Below are 22,501 nucleotides of genomic sequence, written 5' to 3'. Positions count from 1 at the left end.
GGCCGCAGCGTAAAACGCTGTGGCCGGCGCTCGGCGTCGTTGCGCTCGTGCTCTCGCTCGTCGCCAGCGTGTTCGTCGGCGCAGCGAATATCACTCTGTGGGACGCACTCACGGGTGGGCTCACCGAGGCGCACCGCGTCTACCTCGTCGAGGCCCGTCTCCCGCGCACGGCGGCGGCCGCCCTCGCGGGGGCCTCGCTGGCGATCGCCGGACTGCTGATGCAGCTGCTCACCCGGAACCGCTTCGTGGAGCCGTCGACCGCAGGCACAGTCGAATCGGCCGGTCTGGGTCTGGTGGTGGTGGCGATCATCGCGCCCGGTGCCCCGATCGTCGCCAAGATGGTGGTCGCCATGGTGTTCGCGCTCGCCGGGACCGCGCTCTTCCTCGCGTGTATCCGGCGCGTCCCGGTATCGGACTCCTTCGTGGTGCCGCTCATCGGCATCATGCTCGGGTCCGTGATAGGTGCCGTCGCGGCGTTCCTCGCCTTGTCCCGCGACTTGCTACAGATGCTCAACTCGTGGATGCTCGCCGACTTCTCCGCGGTCCTGGCCGGACGGTACGAGTTGCTGTGGCTGGTGGCGGTGCTCGGCGGACTCGCCTACATCGCCGCCGACCGCTTCACCGTCGCGGGGCTGGGAGAGGACGTCTCGACCGGTCTCGGGCTCGACCACAAGACCGTCGTCGCGGCCGGGATGGCCATCGTGGCCGCGGTCGCGGCAGTCGTCGTGGTCACCGTGGGCGCGCTCCCGCTGCTCGGGCTGGTCGTCCCCAATGTGGTCTCACGGCTGGTGGGCGACGACGCCCGCCGCGGTCTGCCTCTCGTGGCGCTCCTCGGGGCGGTGACCGTCCTGGTCTGCGACATGGTGGGCAGGTCGCTCCCCGGTGTGTTCGCCGGCGGTGCCCCCGGCGCCGGCGAGGTTCCCGTGGGCACGATCGTCGGGATACTCGGCGGCGCCGTCTTCCTGACCATGATGCTGCGAGGAGTGCGCAATGCCTGAGGCCGCCATCCTCGTAGCCCCGCCGGAGAGCCTCTCGCGCGGACGGACGCGAGTCGAGGCCGATCGTCGCCGTCGCTGGCTCGTGGTGCTCGTCTGCGCTGCGGTCGCCGTCGCGACGATCGCAGCCCTGGTCCTCTCCGGACTCCCGGCCACGGTGGGGTCCAAGGCCTGGAACTACTCGCTGGACCGACTAACACGCCACGCCGTGGCGATCGTCCTGGTCTCGGTCGCGGTCGGGGTCTCGACGGTGCTCTTCCAGACCGTCACCGGCAACCGGATCCTCACTCCGGCGCTGATGGGCTTCGACTCGCTGTATCTGCTCATCCAGACGATGCTCGTGTTCTTCATGGTCCCGCGCGACGCCGCGGTCATCGGGGGACTGACCAGCGGCGGTCTCTCCGGCTTCCTCGGCCAGACCGCGATCATGGTGGTCGCGTCGACCTCCTTGTACCTGTGGCTCCTCGGGGGCCGGAGAACTGACATCCACCTGCTGCTTCTGGTGGGTGTCGTGTTCGGCGTCTTCTTCCGCTCCGCCTCCACGTTCTTCCAGCGACTGCTCGACCCGGCGGCATACCTGCAGGTTCAGGACGCCATGTTCGCGAGCTTCCGCGGCGTCCAGCTCGACGTGTTGGTCGCCTGTGGGGTCATCGTCGTGGCGGGGCTCGTCGTCGTGGCGGTCCTCGGTCGGCGACTCGACGTGATGCTGCTGGGGCGCGATCCCGCCGTCGCGCTGGGCGTCAACCACCGCAGGGTCACGATCGTGGTCCTCGTGGTGGTCTCCTTCCTCGTCTCGGCCTCGACCGCGTTGATCGGACCGGTGATGTTCTTCGGGCTCATCGTGGCGAACGCGGCCTACGCTCTGCTCGGCACCACCCTGCACCGGTTCACGCTCCCGGTGGCCTCGCTGCTGGGCGTGATCGCTCTGGCGGGAGGAGAGATGGTGCTCGGTGCCCTCGGCGTCGAGTCCGCGCTGAGCATCGTCATCGAGTTCGCCGGTGGCCTGCTGTTCCTGTTCCTGCTCCTGACCAACCGCGCACGCTGAAAGAGAGGCACGCCATGTCCCTTCTCCCGTTCCGACGCCGCGGCGACCGATCCGGTGAAAGCCGGTGGTCGGCCGGCTGCGGCATCGAGGCGCGGTCGGTGTGCTCGTCCTACGGCGACACGCAGGTTCTGCACGAGGTGTCGGCGTGCTTCGCGCACGGTGGCGTCACCTCTCTCATCGGGCCCAACGGCGCCGGAAAGTCGACACTGTTGGGAGTCATGAGCCGGCTCCAGACAGCGGATTCCGGAGAAGTGCTCGTCGACGGGGTCGACGTGTCCGTCGACGGGGGGCGTGAGCTGGCCCGCCGCCTCGCGGTGCTGCGGCAGGAGAACGCCGTGTCCATCAGGCTCACCGTGCGTGAGCTCGTCGGGTTCGGCAGGTTCCCACACAACGGTGGTCGGCCCGGCCCGGGCGACGCCGAGCACATCGACTACGCCCTGGGGGCGATGGAGCTCGAGGACCTCGCCGACCGATATCTCGACGAGTTGTCCGGTGGCCAGCGGCAACGCGCGCACATCGCGATGGTGCTGGCGCAGGACACGGACTACGTCCTGCTGGACGAGCCGCTCAACAACCTCGATCTACGGCACGCCACCTCGATCATGCGGTTGCTGCGGCGCACCGCCGCGGACCGGGGCAAGACCATCGTGCTCGTCATCCACGACATCAATATCGCCGCGGCCTACTCGGACCGGATCATCGCCATGAAGGAGGGCCGGATCGTCTCCGACGGCACTCCGGCCGAGATCATGCGGACCGACGTCCTCAAAGCGGTGTACGACATGGAGATGCAGGTCGCCGAGGTCGCCGGGCGCTACGTGGCGCTGTACTTCGACGGAGAAGAGGGATTGGACGAGTTCGGCATGGCGATGTCCACGGCCTGACCTCTCGGTACGGTGCGGGCGACCAGTGGGTGAGCGCTCCCGCTCCGGTTACAGTGTCGTTCTCAGACGGGGTCGGGTTTCCCCTCCCGCCCGGAAAGGAGCCCTCACATGGCACCGTTGTCCGTGGTCACGATCGTCCTCGCTGGTGGCGCGGGATCCCGCCTCCGCGCTCTCACCCGGGACAGGGCCAAGCCGGCCGTGCCCTACGGCGGCGGGTACCAACTCATCGACTTCTCGTTGAGCAACGCGGCCAACTCGGGGCTGAGAGACGTCTGGGTGGTCCAGCAGTTTCACCCGGTATCGCTTGGCTCACACCTGCGCAGCGGCCGCCCGTGGGATCTCGATCGTCTGGACGGGGGACTGCTCGTGCTGCACCCGTCGCAGGGCACCGGCCGCGACGGGTTCCACTCGGGGACGGCCGACGCGCTGTGGAAGCAGGTCGAGCCGCTGCGTGAGGCCGGCCCGGAGGTGACCGTCGTGCTCAGTGCCGACGCGGTGTACCGCCTCGACTACGACCGGCTGGTCCGCGACCACCTGGAATCCGACGCCGAGGTCACGATGGTCACCACCCGCGTCGACCCGGAGGACGCGGGCCGGTACGGCGTGGTCCGCGTGTCGGACGACGGCACGATCACCGACTACGCGTACAAGCCCGACGAGCCGGCCACCGACCTCATCTGCGCGGAGATCTTCGCCTTCGACACCGCTGCCCTCATCCGCTACCTCGAGAAGGCGCACGCGGACGCCGCCGCCGACAGCGACGACGGGGGCGACGCCGACATGGGCGACATCGGCGACAACGTCCTTCCGGCGATGGTCGGTGCCGGGCGGGCCCGGGAGTGGCGGCACGACGAGTACTGGCGCGACGTGGGCACCGTCGAGTCCTACTGGGCGGGGCACATGGATCTGCTCGGCGAGCCCCCCGTGCACGAGCTCGACGTCCCGGGCTGGACGTTGCGGACCGCCTCGGCGTTCAGCGGACCGGCCAGGACAGGCCCGGCGGCCCGGGTGACGACGTCGCTGGTCGGTCACGGCGCGATCGTGGGTGGCGTCGTGGAGCACTCGGTCATCGGACCCGGAGCCGTCGTCGAGGAGGGCGCGCGGATCCTCGACAGTGTGATCCTGCCCGGCGCCGTCGTGCGTTCCGGGGCGCGGGTGGAGACCGCCATCGTCGACGCCGGGGTCGAGGTGCCAGCCGACGCGCGCATCGGGGAGCCGCAGCCGGGCGCCGACGAGTCCACGGTGCGGGTGGCGCTGTTGGGCTCCGCGCCCGACGGCGCACGGCCGTCCGGCTTCACGCTGGAGGCGGGGAAGCTGGATCCGCCCGACGACGACGAGGACTCCAGCGTCTGACGTGGGCCGGACGCCGGGTGGGTCGGGACCTGCCGGCTCGATCCCGCCGGGGACGGCCGGCGCGGCGCGACGCTCGTGCCATGCGATTCGGTCTCTTCCTGCCCCAGGGCTGGCGCCTCGATCTGGTCGACGTGCCGGCCGACCGCCACTGGCCCGTGATCTCCGATCTCGCCGCCCGCGCCGACGCCGGCCCGTGGGAGTCGGTCTGGGTCTACGACCACATGCACACCTCGCCCCTGACCTCCTCCGAGGCGACCCACGAGGCGTGGAGCCTGATGTCGGCGCTCGGCGCGGTGACCTCGCGGGTGCGGCTCGGGCAGATGTGCACGTGTCTCGGGTACCGCAACCCGGCGCTGCTCGCGAAGATCGCCGCGACGGTCGACCACATCTCCGGTGGCCGGGTCGAGATGGGGATCGGCGCGGGGTGGTACGAACACGAGTGGCGCGCGTACGGCTACGGCTTCCCGTCCGCCGGTGACCGTCTGGGGATGCTCGACGAGGGCGTGCGCATCATGCGTGAGGCGTGGTCGCAGGGCGTCGTCTCGCTGGAGGGCGAGCACTACCGCGTGGACGGGGCGATCGTGCAGCCGCGGCCGCTGCAGCCGGGCGGCATCCCCGTCTGGGTCGCGGGCGGGGGAGAGCGCAAGACCCTGCGGATCGCCGCACGGTACGCCGACTACACGAACTTCGACGGCACCCCCGACGGCTTCGCCCACAAGGCGGAGGTCCTGCGGGGACACTGCGCGGACCTGGGCCGCGACCCGTCGGAGATCACCATGACGGCCAACTACAACGTGGCCATCGGCGAGACGGAGAAGGAGGTCGCCGACCGGCTGGCGTCACTGCGCGACCGCATGGCCCGTCACGTGGGCGTGGACGAGGCGGATCGTCAGCTGGGGGCGTACCGCGGCCTGCCCGGCGTCGGGACGCCCGAGCAGATCGTCGAGAAGCTCACCGCGCTGCGGGACCTGGGCATGGGCTACGGCATCTTCTACTTCCCGGAGATCGCGACCGACACCTCTGGCCTCGAGCTGTTCGAGCGAGAGGTCGTCCCGGCGTTGAGCTGAGAACCGGCGGTGCCGGGGCCCCGGCACCGCGCCGGCCCCGACCACCGAGAGCAGGTGCCCGCGATGAGGACGGTCGAGTACGAGGAGCTGCCCGCGGAGGCGGTCCTCGACCACGTGACGCCGGGGATGCACGTCATCTCGCCGATCCAGAACGCCGCGCCCCCGGCGCTCCTGCGGGCCCTGGACGCCGGGGCGGACGGATTGACGGACGTCACGGTGCACCACATGGACCCGTGGGAGTCGCTGCCCTTCATGGAGGGGGCGTATCCCGGCCGGCTGCGCCACGTCGACTACTTCCTGGGGCCCGGCTCACGGGAGAACTTCCATCGCGGGCACTGCGATCTCGTCCCGGTCGACTTCGCCCAGGTGCCCGCCACGTTGCGCGAGTTCTCGCCGCCGGGGCTGGCGATCACGACCGTCTCGGAGATTGACGAGCACGGGTTCTTCTCGATGGGCACCAACGCCGACTACGTCGCGTCGTTCATCGGGCAGATTCCCTTCTTCGTCGAGGTGAACGCCCACATGCCGCGGACGTTCGGACGGAATCACATCCACATCTCCCAGGTGGCGGGCGTCACGCGGAACGACGCACCGATGATCACCGTGGAGGTCGCGCCGCCGGGCGAGGTCGACCACGCGATCGCGGACGTCATCGCCGAGCGCGTGCCGGACGGGGCGTGCCTACAGCTCGGCGTGGGCAAGCTGCCGAACGCCGTCCTGTCGCGGTTGACCGGCCACCGGCACCTGGGCATACACACGGAGGCGCTCTCGGACGGCGTCGTGGATCTGGTCGAGGCGGGCGTCATCGACGGCTCGCGCAAGACCGGGCGCCCCTTCAAGCACGTCACGACCTTCGCCCTGGGGTCGCAGCGGCTGATGGACTGGTTGCACAACAACCCGTCGGTGGCGATGCTGCCCGTGGACATCGTCAACGACCCGCGGGTAATCGGGCAGGAGCACAACCTCTACTCGGTCAACGCCACGAGCGAAGTCGACCTCTACGGGCAGGCCGCCTCCGAGACGATCGCCGGCCGGTACTGGTCGGGCGCGGGCGGGCAGGCGGATTTCGCCCGGGGCTGCACCTTCTCTCCGGGAGGGCACGGTTTCATCGTCACCCCCTCCCAGACCTCCAAGGGGATCAGCCGCATCACCCTCTCCCTCACGCCGGGCAGCCCGGTCACCACCCACAAGAACATCATCGAGAACGTGGTGACCGAGTACGGGATCGCGTCGTTGCGCGGCAAGTCCGTATCCCAGCGAGCCGCCGCGCTCATCGACGTCGCGCACCCGGACCACCGCGAGCGGTTGAGCCGCGAGGCCAGGGAGGCGGGCCTGCTGCCCCGTACCGTGCATTAGTCACCGAGAAGTCGCGGCGCGGAACAATGAGCCGATGAACGTCACCCTGACCGGGATGGGGCTGTCCGCCGCCGCCCGCACCGTCGCCAACACGGGACCCGCAGGTGCCGCCGCGACCGTCCCGTCCTCGGTCGAGGACGTGTCGGCGCTCGGTCTGAGTCTGGTGGCGATCTCCGCGCCGATCATGGTCCTGGTGGCACTGCTCGTGATCTTCTCCGCCATCGGGTACGCATGGTGGGCGTTGGCCCGGCTCCGGCGCCGGAGCCGGGGCGGCGGCACGTGAGTGATCCGGTGGCGCCGCGTTGTGACCGGAGTTACGGTCCGGTCGTCAGTGACCCCAACTACGGAGGCACCCATGGATCCCGTCATCTGGATCATCATCGCGGTCATCGCGGTGATCCTGATCGTCGTGCTCGTCGCGGCAGCAGTCAAGAGCAGGAACAAAAAGAAGCTCGCCGAGGCGGCCGAGCTCCGGCGGGACGCACGCGAGCGGGAGGCGCAGCTGGAGCAGAAGCGCTCGGTCGTCGAGGAGCACGAGCATCGCGCGGGCGCGGCCGAGCAAGAGGCCAAGGCGAAGGCCGCCGAGGCCGATCGTCTGCGCGCCGAAGCGAACGACCACCGGTCCACCCTCGACGATCAGCGACGCGATGTTCGTTCGATGGAGAACCGGGCCGACCAGCTGGACCCCAAGAACCGAGCTGACGACGTGGTCGGTGGTAGCCGCCACGACGACCACCACCGCGATGACGGACGGGGCCTCGGCGACCGTGGCCGCGACGACCGTGCCCTGGATGATCGTGGCGTCGACGACCGCGGTCGCGGCGGTGGCGCCGGTGGCGCAGTAGTCAGTCCGGGCGCCGCCGGGGTCGCGTCCAACCGTGCCGATGATCGCCACCAGGACGCCGGGTGGACGGACCGCCAGGTCGGCGGTGACGATCTCCGCCACGGTGATACACGCCAGGACTACGCACAGCAGGGCCGGGCACAGCACGGCCACGAGAAATCGGGAAGCACACAGCAGGACTATGCCCGGCAGGGCATGGACCGTGACACCCGGGCCCGCGGTGGTCTGGACCACGACCGCACCGATCTCGCCGGCCACGACGCGACGGCGGGCGGCGGTGTGCGTCAGGACGCCGGGGCGACCGGCGGTGGACGACACGCGATGGCCGACGATCATGAAGGCTCGGGCCACGACGGCCGTGGCGCCGACCGGGCGGCCCACCCCGACCGCACGGGCCATCCGGACGAGAAACCCGGCATCGTGGACAAGCTCCTCGGCCGGAGCGACCGCGACGACCCGCGTCGCTAGGCGCAGGCGACCGATAAGCGAAAAGGCCCCGTGGGATTCGATCCCACGGGGCCGACGCTTGTGTGTGTGGGGGTCAGGCGTTGCTTCGCGCGGTGACCGCGGCCCCGACCTTCTCGCCGAAGAGCGGGCCGTAGAGCGCGCCGGCGATCAGGGCGCCGATGATCGGCGCCACCCAGAACAGCCAGAGCTGGCCGGGCGCTCCGTCACCGTGGAAGAACGCGACGGCGGTGGAGCGGGCCGGGTTCACCGAGGTGTTGGTGACGGGGATCGAGATGAGGTGGATCAGCGTCAGCGTGAGGCCGATCGCGGCGGGGGCGAACCCGGCGGGGGCGCGGTGGTCGGTGGCGCCGAGGATCACCCACACGAACACCGCGGTGAGCACGATCTCGATGACAAGTGCCGAGAGGAGGCCGTAGCCGTCGGGGGAGTTCGCCCCGTAGCCGTTCGCCGCCATGTTGCCGGCCGCGGACCAGCCGTCCTTCCCGCTGGCGACGAGGAAGATCACGGCGCCGGCGACGAGGCCGCCCACGACCTGGCTCACGATGTACAGCGGCGCCTTGGCCCACGGCAGGCGTCCGGCCGTGCAGGCACCGACCGTGACGGCCGGGTTGAAGTGCCCGCCGGAGATATGGCCGAGTGCGTAGGCGCCGGTGAGGACGGTGAGGCCGAAGGCCAGGGAGACGCCGAGGTAGCCGATGCCCACCTGGAAGCTGGTGTCGTCGACCGAGGCGATCTGCTTGGCGGCGAACACCGCGCTGCCGCAGCCTCCCAGGACGAGCCAGAAGGTGCCGAGGACCTCGGCGGCGACGACGGACGTCGTGGACGGCGTTCTCGTGGATGAGTCGGACACTTCAGGTGACCTCCGATCAGAGCACTCCCGGGTCGGAAGAGCGACGGCGCGGGAACACGACCCCGCGTCCGGGAACGCTAGTCCGGCCGACGGGGCCTGTCCACGCCATCTCCGGCGGGTCAGGAGAGGATCTCGGGCACGGCTTCGCCGGCGGTGGCCCGGACGTGGACGGTCACCGCGGGTGCCAGGCCTGAGGGGCCGGGATTGACCTCCACGACGGGTGTGCCGGCCTCGGCGGCGAGGTCGGGGAGCGAGGCCGCAGGGTGGACCAGCCCGGAGGTGCCGACGACGAGGACCGCCGCGGCCGAGGTGACCGCGTCGACCGCCGCCTCCCAGGGACCACGGGGGAGCATCTCCCCGAACCACACGACCCCGGGCCGGGCCCGACCGTCGCAGCGGTCGCAGCCCGGCGGGGTGAGCCGGTCGACCGGGTCGGCCGGCGGGGGATCGACGTCCAGCGGCGTCCCGCAGGTGTCGCACCGATGGGCGAAGAGGCTCCCGTGGACGTGGTGAACGCGCTGCGAGCCCGCGCGCTCGTGCAGATCGTCGACGTTCTGGGTGACCACCGTGACGTCGCGCCGGGCCTGCGCCCGGGCCACCGCGAGGTGACCGGCGTTCGGCTGCGCACGGGAGACGAGGTGCTCGCGCCAGCGGTACCAGGCCCACACCGTGTCGCGGTCGCGCGCCCACGCCTCCGGCGTGGCCAGGGCGGTGGGGTCGTAGCGTTCCCACAGCCCGGTCTGCGCGTCGCGGAACGTGGGCACACCGCTCTCCGCGCTCATGCCGGCGCCCGTCAACACGACCAGAGGCCCGCCGCCCGCGAGGGCGAGGCGGGCCTCGGTCAGTGCCGGATCCGGGTCGTGGTCGGGCCGCTCGGGCCCCGCACCCCCGCCGGTCACGGGACGAACGCTGTCCCCACGGTGGGGAAGGCGACGCAGTTGGAGGTCCCGCCGTTCTCGAGGTTCGTGGTGACCCCGCCCTGCAGGAGCATGAGCACCTGCCCGGGGCCGGTGTCCGCGACCCCGTTGATCGTGGCCGGTCCGCCCTCGTTGATGCCGTTGTAGCCCAGCACGGTCGTGCCGCGACGGCCGTTGTTGACGTTGAACCAGTCGACGGTCATGGGCTGGGCCTGCTGGGCGGCGACGCCCTCGGTGCCCAGGGCGGTGAAGATGAAGCCGAGGTGGCCGGGCGCGATGCCGGGCAGCGGGAGGTCCGCGGGGCCGGGGACCGCGGTCGCGGCGCCCACGGCCGTCTGCTCGCCGCCGATGCACTGCTGCATGAGCGTCGGGTAGGCGAACTGTGCGATGACCGGGCCGTTCTCGGGCAGCGGGGTGCCGGGCTCGCCGGTGCCGCGGAAGAAGCCGACGAGACGGGCGATGGTGCCCCGGGTCTCCTCGGGGATCCACTGCTGCGCGGCGAGGTTCTCGATCGCCTGGAGAACGGGCTCGGTCGGGCGCCCCAGCTCGTCGAGTGACTGCGCACCGGCGGTGGCGGGGGCGGCGAGCCCCAGGACGACGGCGGCGGCGGCGCCGAGGCCGATGGTCCGGAACGAGGTCCTGAGCGAGTGGCGGGTCACTGGCGAGTCCATTCTTCGGCAGGGATGGGCGGACCGGTCGGCGGCCGACCGGGCGACCGCTCGATGTTCTCACAGCGCCCCCGTATCGGGGACACGCGGAGCCGGATTGGTGAGCTGACTGGGGCTGATGTTACAGAAGTTATACGTGATGTAAATAACATCGTGGGTCCCGGGTGGTGCCGCCGGCACTCGGGATAGCGGTCCGAAGCCGCTCAACGGGTAATGTGGTCACGCAACGCGCGCTCGACCGGACGCGCTTGTGGATCACGCGGGAGACCCCGCCGATTCCCACGCCACGCGCCCCGGCGGCGACCCCAGCCGCCTCGGCGCCGTAAGCCTCCGAGGGAGAACCCAGCGTATGGCCCAGACCGAGTTCCGTAACGTCGCGATCGTCGCGCACGTCGACCACGGCAAGACGACCCTCGTCGACGCGATGCTGCGTCAGTCGGGCGCATTCGACGAACGTGCCGAGCTCGTGGACCGCGTCATGGACTCGGGGGACCTGGAGCGCGAGAAGGGCATCACGATCCTCGCGAAGAACACCGCCGTCCGCCGCCCGGGCGCGGGCTCCGGCGGTGCCGACCTCGTCCTGAACATCATCGACACCCCCGGCCACGCCGACTTCGGCGGCGAGGTCGAGCGCGGTCTGTCGATGGTCGACGGCGTCGTGCTGCTCATCGACTCGTCCGAGGGGCCCCTGCCCCAGACCCGCTTCGTCCTGCGCAAGGCGCTCGCCGCGTCGTTGCCGGTGATCATCGTGGTCAACAAGACCGACCGCCCTGATGCCCGTATCGACGAGGTCGTGGAAGAGGCCCAGGATCTCCTGCTGGACCTCGCCTCGGATCTCGAGGACCCCGACGCCCAGGCCGCCGCCGAGCGCGCCCTCGAGCTGCCGGTCGTGTTCGCCTCCGGACGTGCGGGCAAGGCCTCGACCACCCAGCCGGCCAACGGCCAGGAGCCGGACGCCGAGAACCTGGACGACTTCTTCACGCTGCTCTACGACGTCATCCCCGCTCCCCGCGGTGACGCCGACGCGCCGCTGCAGGCGCACGTGACCAACCTGGACGCGTCCAACTTCCTCGGTCGCATCGGCCTGGTCCGCATCCACAACGGCCGCCTCCGCAAGGGCCAGCAGGTCGCGTGGATCCACCACCTGCCGGACGGCGGGACGGAGATCAAGTCGGTCCGGATCTCCGAGCTCCTCGCGACCGAGGGCGTCGAGCGGGTCCCCACCGAGGAGGCCGTGGCCGGAGACATCGTCGCAGTCGCCGGCATCAGCGACATCATGATCGGCGACACCCTCGCCGACCCGGAGAACCCGGTCGCGCTGCCCGCGATCACCGTGGACGAGCCCGCCATCTCGATGACCATCGGCGTCAACACGTCTCCGCTCGCCGGCCGCAACGGCGGCACCAAGCTCACCGCGCGGATGTTCAAGGCGCGCCTCGACCAGGAACTCGTGGGCAACGTCTCCCTCAAGGTGCTCGACACCGAGCGCCCCGACGACTGGGAGGTGCAGGGCCGCGGTGAGATGGCGCTGTCGATCCTCGTCGAGACGATGCGTCGTGAGGGCTTCGAGCTCACCGTGGGTAAGCCGCAGGTCGTCACCAAGCGTATCGACGGCAAGGTCCACGAGCCGATGGAGCACATGACCATCGACGTGCCCGAGGAATACCTCGGCGCGGTCACCCAGCTCATGGCCGCACGCAAGGGCCGCATGGAGAAGATGAGCAACCACGGCACGGGATGGGTCCGGATGGAGTTCCTCGTCCCGGCCCGTGGCCTCATCGGCTTCCGCACCACCTTCATGACCGAGACGCGCGGCTCCGGTATCGCCAACTCCGTCTCCGCCGGCTACGAGCCGTGGGTGGGGGAGATCCGCTCGCGGCACACCGGCTCCCTCGTCGCCGACCGCGCGGGCAAGGCCACCGCGTTCGCGCTGCTCGGCCTGGCCGACCGCGGCGACTTCTTCATCGAGCCCGGCTCCGAGGTGTACGAGGGCGTCGTCGTGGGTGAGAACCCCCGTTCCGAGGACATGGACGTCAACATCACCAAGGAGAAGAAGCTCACCAACATGCGGTCGGCCACCTCCGACGCCACCGAGACCCTGCAGAAGCACCGCAACCTCTCGCTCGAGGAGGCCATGGAGTTCTGCGCCGGCGACGAGTGCGTGGAGGTAGGCCCGGACGCGATCCGCGTGCGCAAGGTCGCGCTCACCGCGACCGAGCGGGCCAAGGCCCGCAGCAAGGCCAAGTCGCGCGACAAGGCCTCGGCCAACTGACGGGGTACCGGTGACGGCGAAGGGGGCGTCGGCGCGCCGGCGGGCATCCGCCGCGCTGGGAGCAGCGCTCGCCCTCGTCGTCGTCGCCGGGTGCGTCGCCGACCCCCCACCCCCGACGGTCGTTGGTGACGACCGCACCGACGGCACCACTGTCAGCCTCACGGACGGCGGCATCCTCCTCGCGCTCGACCGGGTCGAGGAGGGTTTCAACCCGCACCTCCTCGCCGACCAGGGCGTGGACACCGACCTCGTCGCCTCGCTGCTGCTCCCCAGCGCGTTCGTCCCCGGCGTCGACGGCGAGCCCGTCCTCAACCGTGACCTGCTGTTGTCCGCGACACCGCTGCCGGACGCCCCGGAGACCATCCGTTACACCATCGACCAGCAGGCCCAGTGGTCCGATGGCGTCCCCGTGGCGGCCGAGGACTTCGAGTACCTGTGGCGGCAGATGACCGGTCAGCCCGGCGTCGTCGACCCCGCCGGTTACGAGCGGATCGTCGACGTACGCTCCGGCGCCGGAGGCAAGGTCGTCGACGTCGTCTTCGAGTCCGTACCCGCGCACTGGCGGTCGCTCTTCCAGCACCTGCTGCCCGCGCACATCCTCAAGGGCGCCCCCGACGGTTTCCAGGGCTCGATGGAGGCGCTGCCGGTCATGAGCGCGGGGCCGTTCATGATCCGTGCGGCCGACATCGGCCGTGGCGAGATCGAGTTCGTCCGCAACGACCGCTACTGGGCCGGAGCCCCGGAGATCGAGCAGATCGTCGTCCGCCGCGCCACCGGCCCCGGCCAGCTCGGGGCGGCCCTGCGTGACGGTCCGGGGTCGATGGCCCTGGTCTCCGCGACGCCGGTGGCCAGGGACGTCTCCGAGACCGTCCCCGGGGTGACGGGCACGCAGCTGGCCGGCACCGCCCAGCTGGAGCTGGCGTTCAACACCGTCGCCCCGACCGTGTCCGAACCCGCGGTCCGTCGCGCCGTCGCCGCCGCTCTCGACCCGCAGGTGATCGGGCGGGTCGTCACGGGGGAGGCGCGGCCCGAGGTGACATCCCACCCGTTCCCGGCCGCGTCCGCCGTGACCACGACCGCCGATCCCGCGCTGACCGAACGCGCGCTGACGGGGGCCGGTTTCGCCCTGACCGGTCCGCGCTGGCAGCGCGACGAGGTCCCGCTCTCCCTCACGCTCGGCGTCGAGGCCACCGACGACCGCGCCGTGACCGCCGCGTACTCCGTCGCCGACCAGCTGCGCGGCGCCGGGATCGGCGCCCGGGTGTGGGAACTCGAATCGACGGCCCTGTACGCCGACGCGTTGCCGCACGGTCTGGTCGACGCCGTCGTCGGCTGGCAGAGCACCGACGGGCAGCCAGAGCTCGCCGCGGTCTCCCGCTTCGCGTGTGCGCCGACCGCCCCCCGACCGGGAACGGGGGCGTCCGCGTCCACGTCCGGTTCGGCGGCGTCGGAGGAGGCGACCACGACACCGGCCCGGCCCCGCACGACCGTGCCGAGCCTGTCACCGCCCGAGCCGGACACCGGCCGGAGCCGCCAGCGCCGTACCACCGACACGAGTGTCAGCGCCGGGGCGACCAGCACCACGCCTACCACCCCGCCCCGGACGATCGGCCGGGACGCCACCGCCCGCGCCTCCGACGTCTCCGGGATCTGCGACCCCGTGCTCGACCGGGCGTTGGGCGTGTCCGGCGGGGACGCGTCGGCGCCGACGGCCACACCCGATCTGGTCGCCGCGGGAGAACGCGTCGCCGACCTGGCGCTGCGGGTGCCGCTCGTGCGCCCCACCCTGCTGCTGGCCACCGACGGGGTCGACGTGAGCGGACCCGGTACCGACCCCGGCGCCGACCCGGACGGCGGGGCACAGGTCACGCGGCCGGTCACCGACGTCTTCGACACCGCACCCACCTGGAGGAGGACCGGATGACCCCGACGCCCGCGACCCCGGCCGCGGACGGGCTGCGCGCCCTGTTCGTGCACGCTCATCCCGACGACGAGGCGATCACCACCGGTGGCACGATCGCCGCGCTGGTCGCGGCCGGCGCCGAAGTCCGCGTGATCACCTGCACCCTCGGCGAGGAGGGGGAGGTCATCGGAGACGCGTTGTCCGGGCTCGTCGCCGACCGCGCAGACCAGCTGGGCGGGTACCGGATCGGGGAACTCGGGATCGCACTGCGCGCCCTCGGCGTGGACCGCACCCGGTTCCTCGGCGGGGCCGGCCGCTGGCGGGACTCGGGGATGGCGGGCACGCCGTCGGCCGACCACCCTCGCGCGTTCGTCCGGTCCGGTGGCGAGGCCGTCGCCGAGCTGGTGGCGGTCCTCGACGACTTCCGGCCCCACCTCGTGGTGACCTACGACCCCCGTGGCGGGTACGGACACCCGGACCACATCCGGGCGCACGAGGTGGTGCACGCCGCGATCGAGGAGTCCGCCCACCGGCCCGACCGGGTGGCGTGGACCGTCACCGCGCGCTCCGAGCTCGACCGCACGCACCCCGAGCCGCCCGCCCACCTCCGTCACGCCGAACCGGACGAACTGCCGTCTGTGCCGGACTCGCGCCTCACCCACCGCGTCCCGCTGGACGACGCGGACTACGCCGCCAAGCTGGAGGCCCTCACCGGGCACGCCACCCAGCTCGAGCTCGTGCCCGGGCCCGAGGGGGAGCCGTGGTTCCTCGCCTTGACCAACGGCGTCCTGCAGCCCGTCCCGCAGGTGGAGTGGTACATCGCCCACGACCGGACCGGCGACGACGGGCCCTACGTCAGGTGCCAGCCCGGCTCGGCCCACCTGTTCGACGGCCTCCGCGGGGACGCGTCGTGACCGCCGCGGCCGCCGTGCCCACGGCCACCGAGCAGGTCCACCCGGCTCGGCCCGCCTCGGCGGTCGAGTTCGGCATCGCCCTGGTTCTCCTGGCGATCGGAGCGGCGGCCAGCTGCGTGCTGGCCTCGGCCTGGCTGACGATGTACCTGGGCCCCGTGCCGGTGCCCGTCAGCGTGCTGGCGGCGGGCGCCTGGTCGCTGTTCCTGGTGCGTGTCGCCTCGACGTGGTCGGACCGGAAGATCGTCGCGGCGTTCCCCGCCCTGGTGTGGATCCTCACGCTCGTCGCACTCGACCTGGGGCCGGGCGGCGACATGCCGGTGCCCGTCGGCCTGCGCGGACTGGCACTGCTGGTCTTCGGCGGCCTCATCCCGCTGTGGGTGGCCACCCTGCGGGCCTCACCCGCGTCGGACCCCCAGCGACGGTGACACGCTGACGCCCGGGTCGGTGTCGTGGTGCCAGACATCGGTGATACCCGGCGTCAGCACCTCGGCCAGCGTCCACGCCTCGTCGGCGTCGATGTCCATCACCGAGTAGACGCCGTTGCCGGCCGGGGTCGCCGCCGCCACGGTCGCCACGCCCGCCGAACGCTGGAAGACCGACTGGGTGACCGTCCAGCCGATGATCCCGTCGGCCTCGAGGACCGTCCGCTTGGCGGTCCACGACCCGTGCGAGCTCACCAGCATCCCCGGCAGCAGTGCGTGCCCGAGCATGCGGACGCGGTCCGCCGCGAGCAGCAGGAAGAACACGAGCGCGGCCGGGATACCCCACTCCACCCAGATATCGGCGGACGGGCCGGAGTCGATCCGCACGAGCACGATCAATCCCGCGACGATCCAGAAGGGCAGCAGCCCGCGCGTGATGCGTCGCCGCGCCGCCTTCCACGGGTGACGCCGCAGCGGCACGGTCACCGGCGTCGGGTCCCCGAGAATGCGGATCGCCACGCGGCGCACGTCCTTGATCGGCGCCTGCGGCAGCAGCGTGGACGCAGTGGCGCCCTTCTTCGTGCCCGTCATGATCGGCTCGAGGCGGCCGCCCCCGAGCATCCGCAGGTACACCGGCAGGCGCATCTCCACGCCGCGCAGCCGGGCCTTGTCCAGCGCCTGGTGCTTACGGCGCAGGACGCCGTTCTGTACGTAGAGCAACTGGCCGTGGTCGGTGAGCGCGTACTTGCCGTAGCGGATCGCGTAGGTGATGATCGCCAGCACGCCGGCGACCGCCCAGATGGCGGCGCCCTTGCCCACGAACGCCCACGGCTGCCCCAGCGAGTCCAGCCAGGCGATGGTGCCCTCGACCACCGCGAGGTCCATGATCCGGTCGTGCATGTCGCCCATCTGCCACGTGATGAGCCACAGGGAGAACAGGACGCCGAACCCGATGAAGGAGAACGGCGCGAACCTGGCCCACGTGACTTTCCACTGCGCGATGTCCTCGCCGTACTTGGACCCCCACTGGACCTCGTCCTCCTCGGAGAGGGAGGGGTCCAGCGCTCGTCGGTGCCTGAGCAGCTCGTCGCGCAGCGGCTCCACGAGCGCCGTGTCAATCGCGTCGAGGCGGAACCGCTCGGCGTCGGACTTACCCGAGTCCGCGCGCCCCGTGCCCACCTCCACGATCGAGACCCTCAGGACCCGGTGGAACAGGTCGGATTCGGTGTCCACACTGCGGACCCGCTGCCGGGCCACCGTGACCACCTGGCGGCTGAAGAAGCCCTTGCGCAGGATGATGTGCGTGCGGCCGACCTGATAGCTGGTCGAGAGCCACCGCAGCACGCCACCGAGGATCACCAACGAGACGATGACGATCTCGAACCAGTAGTTACCCCGGTTGGAGCCGAGCCACAGGGAGACGAGGAACAGCGGCAGGAGCCGGGTGAGCATCCCCAGCGGATAGACGAGCAGCATCCGCCACGACAAGCGCTCCCACGGCGCCTCCGGGTCGACCTTCTCCGCCACCGCTGGTTCGTCGGCCGCCAGGACCTCCTCCGCCGGACCCGCCTCCGAGGCGGTGGCGGTGTCGACGGGGGAGCGGCCCTCGTCGTCGTCGCCGTCAGGTCGTCCCCCCGCGCCGGGCGCGGTCACGTCCCGTCCCCCGCGTCCAGGTTGGCGATCGCGATGAGGTGCTGTGCCAGCGCCTCGGCGTCCGCGAGGTTCAGCCCGCGGATCTGCACCGTCCCCTGCGCGGAGGCGGTGGACGCGTTGACCGTCGCGAGACCGAACCACCGCTCGAACAGCGTCCGCGTGGTGTACACGCTCTGCAGTCGCGCCAGCGGCGCGATGCGGAACTGGGTGGTCCACCACCCCTGGCGCGAGCACACCGCCGTGTCCGACACGTCCCACCGCGCGACAAGGTAGCGCCACCACGGGGCCACGACGATGCCCATGAACGCGAACGGCACCGTCACGCCCAGGGCGACCCAGTTCCAGAAGCCCATGACGTTGTCACCCCAGTAGAACCAGGCGACCTGCAGGCCCGCGAGGACCGCCCACGACCAGATCCCCTCGATCACGAACAGCAACGCGGTGCGCTTCTCGATACGGTGCCGCGGCGCGGTCACCAGCACCCGGTTGGAGGTGAGCAGGGCGTCACCGGCATCCGGAACGGCGTCGGGGGATCCGCCGTCATCGGCCGGGCGGGGCTCGCGGAGCGCGTGGGCGCCCCCCTGGCCGGGCGCCGCGGAGGAGACCAGGGGGTCCCCGTTCGTGCGGAGGGGCACTGCGTGATCGGGCATGGCGACAACAGTAACGCCAGCGGGGCGCCGGTAAGCCCGTGACCACCGTTGGAGCACCGCTCCGCTCGCGCCGCCACAGCGGTGGGGCATCATCGCGGGTATGGATCCCGCCGTGCCGCCCGCCGATCCCCACCCCACGCCGTCGGCCATGCGCCGCGCCCTGCGCCGCGCCTCCGACGGCCTCACGCTCGACGTGACCGAGGCCGCGGTGCTGCTGGCCGCGCGGGGCGAGGACCTGGACCGCCTGATGGCACTGGCCGCCGCCCGCCGGGACGCGCGCCTGGCAGACGAGGGCCGCGCCGGCGTGGTGACCTACTCGCGCAAGGTCTTCGTCCCGCTCACCCGCCTGTGCCGCGACCGATGCCACTACTGCACGTTCGTCACCGTGCCGGGCAAGCTCCGCGCGGCCGGCGAGGGGATGTTCCTCGACCCCGACGAGGTCGTCGAGCTGTGCCGCCGCGGCGCGGAGGCCGGCTGCAAGGAGGCGCTGTTCACCCTGGGGGACCGGCCCGAGGACCGGTGGCCCGAGGCGCGGGAGTGGCTCGAGTCGCGCGGCTTCTCCTCCACGCTGGACTACGTGCGCGCCATGGCGATCCGCGTGCTCGAGGAGACCGGACTGCTACCACACCTCAACCCCGGCGTCATGAGCTGGGCGGAGCTGTCGCGTCTCAAGCCCGTCGCGCCGTCGATGGGCATGATGCTCGAGACCACCGCGACCCGCCTGTTCACCACCCCGGGCGCCGCCCACCACGGCAGCCCCGACAAGGACCCGGCCGTGCGGCTGCGGACCCTCACCGACGCCGGCCGCCTCGCGGTGCCGTTCACCTCGGGGATCCTCGTGGGGATCGGGGAGAACCGCACCGAGCGCGCCGAGAGCCTGCTGGCGCTGGCCGGGCTCGCGCGCGAGTTCGGGCACCTGCAGGAGGTGATCGTCCAAAACTTCCGCGCCAAGCCCGACACCGCGATGCGCTCGGCCGACGACGCCGACCGGGATGAGTTCCTCGCCGCGATCGCCGTGGCGCGCCTCGTGCTGGGGCCGCGCGTTGCCGTACAGGCGCCGCCCAACCTCGTGGACCGGGACGACGTGCTCGCGCTCATCGACGCCGGTGTGGACGACCTGGGGGGCATCTCGCCGCTGACCCCCGACCACGTCAACCCCGAGCGGCCGTGGCCGCACCTGGACGAGCTCACCGCCGATCTCGCCGCGCGCGGGTGGACGCTCACCGAGCGCCTCACCGCGCATCCGCGCTACGTCGGAGGGGGCGACGCGTGGATCGACCCGAGGGTGGCGGGCCACGTCCGCGCCCTGGCGGACCCGGTCACGGGGCTGGCCGCGGTGGGGGACGACGACGAGGTGCTGCAGCCCCAGGGACGGCCCTGGCAGGAGCCCGACGACGACTGGGACTCGAGCGGACGGACCGATCTGCACTCCGCGATCGACTCCGAGGGCCGCAACACGGACACCCGGTCCGACATCGGCGAGGCGTTCGGCAACTGGGACGTCATCCGGGCCCGCGCCGCCGAGCTGGGGGCGGCGGCCCTGACCCCCGAGCGGGCGGACTCCGAGGTCCTCGCGGCGCTGCGGGCGGCCGAGGCGGACCCGGCCGGTCTCACCGACGAGCAGTACCTCGCGCTGGCCACCGCCACGGGGGACGGCCTCGCGGCGGTGGCCGGGCTCGCCGACCGGATCCGTGCCGACGTGGTGGGGGAGACCGTCACCTACGTGGTCAACCGGAACATCAACTTCTCCAACATCTGCTACACCGGCTGCCGGTTCTGCGCGTTCGCCCAGCGCAAGGGTGACGCGGACGCCTTCTCGCTGTCCGCCGCCGAGGTCGCCGACCGCGCGTACGAGGCGTACGTCACCGGGGCGTCCGAGGTGTGCATGCAGGGCGGGATCGACCCCGACCTGCCCGTGTCCGGCTACGCCGATCTCGTCCGCGCGGTCAAGGAGCGCGTGCCGTCGATGCACGTCCACGCCTTCAGCCCCATGGAGATCTCCAACGGCGCGTCGCGCTCGGGCGTCGGCGTGCGCGAGTGGCTCACCGAGCTGCGGGCCGCCGGTCTCGACACCATCCCGGGCACCGCCGCGGAGATCCTCGACGACGAGGTCCGCTGGGTCCTCACCAAGGGCAAGCTGCCCGCCGCCGAGTGGATCGACATCGTCACCACCGCGCACGAGGTGGGCCTGCGGTCGAGCTCGACCATGATGTACGGCCACGTCGACACCCCGCGCCACTGGGTGGCGCACCTGCGGACCCTGCGCGGCATCCAGGAGCGGACCGGCGGGTTCACCGAGTTCGTGCCGCTGCCCTTCGTTCACCGCAGCGCGCCGCTCTACCTGGCCGGGGCCGCCCGCCCGGGGCCGACGCGCGAGGAGAACGTGGCGGTGCACGCCCTGGCCCGGATCATGCTGCACGGGGCCATCGACCACGTCCAGACCAGCTGGGTCAAGCTCGGTGTCGCGGGCACGCGGACGATGCTGCGGTCGGGCGCCGACGACCTGGGCGGCACGCTCATGGAGGAGACCATCTCACGGATGGCGGGGGCGGAGAACGGCTCGGCCAAGTCGCCGGAGGAGATCGAGGAGATCGCCACCGGGATCGGCCGCCCGGCCCGCCGTCGCGACACCGTGTACGGACCCGCACCGCACCCCATCGGAGTGACGGTCGTCACATAGTCGGAACCGCATGCGGGGCGGCTTCGGCATCGGAGTGTGTCGTGGCATACGATGCTGGCCATACCGCTACGAGGAAGGTGGCTGACGTGACCTACACGATCGCAGAGCCGTGCGTCGATGTGATGGACAAGTCCTGCGTCGAGGAGTGTCCGGTCGACTGCATCTACGAGGGTGGACGGATGCTGTACATCCACCCCGACGAGTGTGTCGACTGCGGCGCGTGTGAGCCGGTCTGTCCCGTGGAGGCCATCTTCTACGAGGACGACGTCCCGGACGAGTGGACCGAGTACAACGCCGCCAACGCCGACTTCTTCGTCGAGCTGGGCTCGCCGGGCGGCGCCGCCAAGGTCGGCAAGGTGGACTACGACCACCCGATGATCAAGGCGCTCCCGCCCATGAACCAGGAGTGAACCCGGTGGTGTCGCGCCCGGAGCGTCGACCGCCCGGGCGCGCGCTCCCGGTGTTCCCCTGGGACACCCTCGCCGACGCGCGCTCACGCGCGGCGGCTCACCCGGACGGGCTCGTCGACCTCACGGTCGGCACGCCCGTCGACCCGGTCGCCCCGGTCATCCGCGAGGCGCTCGCCGCCGACGCGGCCGAACCCGGCTATCCCACGACCGTCGGCACGCCCGCACTGCGGCAGGCCGCCGTGGGCGCCCTCGCACGGCGCTACGGAGTCACCGGCCTGACGACGGACGCCGTCCTGCCCGCGATCGGCACCAAGGAGCTCATCGCCGGTCTTCCCGCACAGCTCGGCCTGGGACCGGGCCACACGGTCGTCGTGCCGGAGGTCGCCTACCCGACCTATGAGGTGGGTGCCCTGCTGGCCGGGGCCACGGTCGTGCGCGCCGACTCGCTCACGCAACTCGGACCGTCGTCGCCGACGCTGCTGTACCTCAACTCGCCGTCCAACCCGAGCGGCAAGGTCCTCGGCGTGGACCATCTGCGCAAGGTCGTGGGCTGGGCCCGCGACCGCGGCGTGATCGTCGCCTCCGATGAGTGCTACCTCGGCCTGGTGTGGGAGGGGGAGGCGCCCTCGATCCTCGACCCGCGCGTGTGCGACGGCGACCACACCGGCCTGCTGGCACTGCACTCGCTGTCCAAGACCTCCAACCTGGCGTCCTACCGGGCCGGATTCGTCGCCGGCGACCCCGCCCTGGTAGCGGAGCTGCTCGCGGTGCGCAAACACTCCGGGCTCATGATGCCGCTGCCCGTGCAGTCCGCGATGTCCGCGGCGTTGTCCGACGACGTCCACGAGGACGAACAGCGCGAGCGGTACCGGGCCCGCCGGGCGCGTCTGCGACCAGCGGTGGAGAGCGCCGGCTTCCGGATCGACCACTCCGAGGCCGGACTCTACCTGTGGGCCACCCGCGACGAGGCCTGCCGGGACACGGTGGACTGGTTCGCCGAGCGCGGCGTGCTCGTGGCGCCGGGCGAGTTCTACGGCCCCGCCGGCGCGCGGCACGTGCGCATCGCGCTCACCGCCACCGACGCGACCGTCGACGAGGCCGTGCGCCGTCTGGCCTGATCGGCTCGCGGGCGTCCGCTCGCACGGTCCGC

At 71.7% G+C, this 22,501-nt stretch carries 20 protein-coding genes; 15 read left to right on the top strand and 5 right to left on the bottom strand.

The features are described 5' to 3' along the window. From HMPREF3086_RS13910 to HMPREF3086_RS13875, 8 genes are all read left to right on the top strand, one after another. A partial coding sequence (locus HMPREF3086_RS13910) for an iron chelate uptake ABC transporter family permease subunit (protein WP_246831005.1) occupies positions 1-998 on the top strand: 998 nt, incomplete at its 5' end. Beyond that, complete coding sequence (locus tag HMPREF3086_RS13905) at positions 991-2,040, top strand: iron chelate uptake ABC transporter family permease subunit (RefSeq protein ID WP_083324453.1); 1,050 nt, start codon at positions 991-993, stop codon at positions 2,038-2,040. The genes HMPREF3086_RS13910 and HMPREF3086_RS13905, both read left to right, overlap by 8 nt. 14 nt (positions 2,041-2,054) lie before the next feature. Continuing rightward, a complete protein-coding gene (locus tag HMPREF3086_RS13900; protein WP_083324452.1) occupies positions 2,055-2,924 on the top strand; it encodes an iron ABC transporter ATP-binding protein in 870 nt (289 codons plus the stop codon). 108 nt (positions 2,925-3,032) lie between these two features. Continuing rightward, the gene (locus HMPREF3086_RS13895; RefSeq protein WP_070722452.1) at positions 3,033-4,277 is read left to right on the top strand and encodes a glucose-1-phosphate adenylyltransferase family protein; all 1,245 of its coding nucleotides are present in this window, start codon (positions 3,033-3,035) and stop codon (positions 4,275-4,277) included. An 80-nt stretch (positions 4,278-4,357) separates the two neighbouring features. After that, positions 4,358-5,344: an LLM class F420-dependent oxidoreductase gene (locus HMPREF3086_RS13890; RefSeq protein ID WP_070722451.1), complete on the top strand. Its 987-nt coding sequence runs from the start codon at positions 4,358-4,360 to the stop codon at positions 5,342-5,344. Between the two features lie 63 nt (positions 5,345-5,407). Then, a complete protein-coding gene (locus HMPREF3086_RS13885; protein WP_070722450.1) occupies positions 5,408-6,700 on the top strand; it encodes an acetyl-CoA hydrolase/transferase family protein in 1,293 nt (430 codons plus the stop codon). A 34-nt stretch (positions 6,701-6,734) separates the two neighbouring features. Then, positions 6,735-6,983 (top strand): DUF4126 family protein, encoded by a 249-nt coding sequence (locus HMPREF3086_RS13880; RefSeq protein WP_070722448.1) that lies wholly within the window; start codon positions 6,735-6,737, stop codon positions 6,981-6,983. Positions 6,984-7,055: 72 nt separating this feature from the next. After that, positions 7,056-8,012 carry a hypothetical protein gene (locus HMPREF3086_RS13875; protein ID WP_070722445.1) on the top strand — a complete coding sequence of 319 codons (957 nt, stop codon included), beginning with the start codon at positions 7,056-7,058 and terminating at the stop codon, positions 8,010-8,012. Positions 8,013-8,085: 73 nt separating this feature from the next. Here the strand turns inward: HMPREF3086_RS13875 and aqpZ are convergent, their stop codons facing one another. From aqpZ to HMPREF3086_RS13860, 3 genes are all read right to left on the bottom strand, one after another. Continuing rightward, a complete protein-coding gene (gene aqpZ / locus HMPREF3086_RS13870) occupies positions 8,086-8,862 on the bottom strand; it encodes an aquaporin Z (protein ID WP_061227630.1) in 777 nt (258 codons plus the stop codon). A gap of 119 nt (positions 8,863-8,981) precedes the next feature. After that, complete coding sequence (locus HMPREF3086_RS13865) at positions 8,982-9,761, bottom strand: SIR2 family NAD-dependent protein deacylase (protein WP_210401877.1); 780 nt, start codon at positions 9,759-9,761, stop codon at positions 8,982-8,984. Beyond that, a complete protein-coding gene (locus HMPREF3086_RS13860) occupies positions 9,758-10,438 on the bottom strand; it encodes an Rv1157c family protein (RefSeq protein ID WP_083324451.1) in 681 nt (226 codons plus the stop codon). The genes HMPREF3086_RS13865 and HMPREF3086_RS13860 overlap by 4 nt, the downstream gene beginning before the upstream one ends. Before the next feature lie 358 nt (positions 10,439-10,796). Between HMPREF3086_RS13860 and typA the strand changes: the two genes are divergently transcribed. Genes typA through HMPREF3086_RS13840 form a run of 4 tightly spaced genes read left to right on the top strand, consistent with a single transcriptional unit; the run spans position 10,797 to position 15,961 of the window. After that, positions 10,797-12,719 carry a translational GTPase TypA gene (gene typA / locus HMPREF3086_RS13855; RefSeq protein ID WP_070722441.1) on the top strand — a complete coding sequence of 641 codons (1,923 nt, stop codon included), beginning with the start codon at positions 10,797-10,799 and terminating at the stop codon, positions 12,717-12,719. 10 nt (positions 12,720-12,729) lie between these two features. Continuing rightward, positions 12,730-14,643 carry an ABC transporter substrate-binding protein gene (locus tag HMPREF3086_RS13850; protein WP_141764099.1) on the top strand — a complete coding sequence of 638 codons (1,914 nt, stop codon included), beginning with the start codon at positions 12,730-12,732 and terminating at the stop codon, positions 14,641-14,643. Beyond that, positions 14,640-15,536, top strand: a complete 897-nt coding sequence (gene mshB, locus HMPREF3086_RS13845; protein ID WP_070722439.1) for an N-acetyl-1-D-myo-inositol-2-amino-2-deoxy-alpha-D-glucopyranoside deacetylase — start codon at positions 14,640-14,642, stop codon at positions 15,534-15,536. Before HMPREF3086_RS13850 ends, mshB begins: the two co-directional genes overlap by 4 nt. Further along, positions 15,533-15,961, top strand: a complete 429-nt coding sequence (locus HMPREF3086_RS13840; RefSeq protein ID WP_246831004.1) for a hypothetical protein — start codon at positions 15,533-15,535, stop codon at positions 15,959-15,961. The genes mshB and HMPREF3086_RS13840 overlap by 4 nt, the downstream gene beginning before the upstream one ends. Here the strand turns inward: HMPREF3086_RS13840 and HMPREF3086_RS13835 are convergent. Together HMPREF3086_RS13835 and HMPREF3086_RS13830 are read right to left on the bottom strand one after the other, a co-directional pair. Then, on the bottom strand, positions 15,932-17,611 hold the full coding sequence (locus tag HMPREF3086_RS13835) for a PH domain-containing protein (RefSeq protein WP_083324450.1): 1,680 nt from the start codon (positions 17,609-17,611) through the stop codon (positions 15,932-15,934). The genes HMPREF3086_RS13840 and HMPREF3086_RS13835 overlap by 30 nt on opposite strands. Beyond that, positions 17,608-18,261 (bottom strand): PH domain-containing protein, encoded by a 654-nt coding sequence (locus HMPREF3086_RS13830; protein ID WP_070722437.1) that lies wholly within the window; start codon positions 18,259-18,261, stop codon positions 17,608-17,610. Before HMPREF3086_RS13830 ends, HMPREF3086_RS13835 begins: the two co-directional genes overlap by 4 nt. 100 nt (positions 18,262-18,361) lie before the next feature. Here HMPREF3086_RS13830 and HMPREF3086_RS13825 point away from each other — a divergent pair, with 100 nt between their 5' ends. The 3 genes from HMPREF3086_RS13825 to dapC all read left to right on the top strand — a co-directional run bounded on the left by HMPREF3086_RS13825 (position 18,362) and on the right by dapC (position 22,469). Next, entirely contained in the window at positions 18,362-20,941 is a 2,580-nt protein-coding gene (locus HMPREF3086_RS13825; RefSeq protein WP_070722436.1) for a bifunctional FO biosynthesis protein CofGH, read from the top strand. Positions 20,942-21,027: 86 nt separating this feature from the next. Next, a complete protein-coding gene (gene fdxA / locus HMPREF3086_RS13820) occupies positions 21,028-21,351 on the top strand; it encodes a ferredoxin (protein WP_070722434.1) in 324 nt (107 codons plus the stop codon). 5 nt (positions 21,352-21,356) lie between these two features. Then, on the top strand, positions 21,357-22,469 hold the full coding sequence (dapC, locus tag HMPREF3086_RS13815) for a succinyldiaminopimelate transaminase (RefSeq protein WP_168169101.1): 1,113 nt from the start codon (positions 21,357-21,359) through the stop codon (positions 22,467-22,469). The last annotated feature ends 32 nt before the right edge of the window (positions 22,470-22,501 follow it).

The organism is Dietzia sp. HMSC21D01 (assembly GCF_001815995.1).
GTDB classification, from domain to species: Bacteria; Actinomycetota; Actinomycetes; order Mycobacteriales; family Mycobacteriaceae; genus Dietzia; species Dietzia cinnamea.
The sequence above is the reverse complement of the archived record's forward strand: the minus strand, read 5'-3'. Positions and strand labels throughout refer to the sequence as shown.